The organism is Allobosea sp. P1_A7 (assembly GCF_056406775.1).
On record NZ_JBFTZN010000648.1, the window covers coordinates 1 to 610 of the forward strand.

Annotated in this window: 1 protein-coding gene; it reads right to left on the reverse strand. The window is 64.4% G+C overall.

The annotated features are described in order from the left end of the window. Window positions 1-401, reverse strand: a 401-nt coding sequence (locus AC1D34_RS38210) for an ABATE domain-containing protein (protein ID WP_476827106.1), incomplete at its 3' end; no start/stop codon positions are given. Window positions 402-610: the final 209 nt, after the last annotated feature.

Below are 610 nucleotides of genomic sequence, written 5' to 3' on the forward strand. Positions count from 1 at the left end.
CAGTGATGGATGCGGGCTGCACCAGTGTCGACGAGCTGCCCCACGCGTTCGATGTCGCGCAGCAACGCTTCGACCTCGACAAGCCGCGCCAGGCCGGCATGCGCCGGATCGAGGGCCTGTTCGATCTCTCCCCGCAATCGCAGCGCCAAACCGTGGACCTGCTCTGCTGCCCGGACTTTCGCCTCGGCCTCATCCAAAAGCAGCGCGGCGGAGCGCGTGTCGATGCGTTCCAGCCCGGTGGCCCAATGCACCAGTTCGGCATAGTCGTGCAGCCGCTCTGCGCTTCGCGCCGGGTCGCCCCGCCAGGCCGTCGTGTTGATGAAGTCGAGACAAAGCGCTCCCCCCAACGCTAGCGGGGGATGGGTCGCATAGGAGCGCGGGTCGGTGGCCGGCTGGATCAAACCAGATTTCCCTTCTTGCCGGACGTACTTGACAGCTGCGATGGCTGCTCGACAATACTAACCTTGTAAAAGGTTAGAAAGAGTTGACATGGCATCGGGTGCGCGATCGCCTTTCACCCTCTCCGGCTTCAAGCACGGCTTCGTCCGCGCCCAGGCATTGGCTCCCGGCGTGCTCCTCTACGGCGTCGTGTTCGGCATCCTGGCAACGG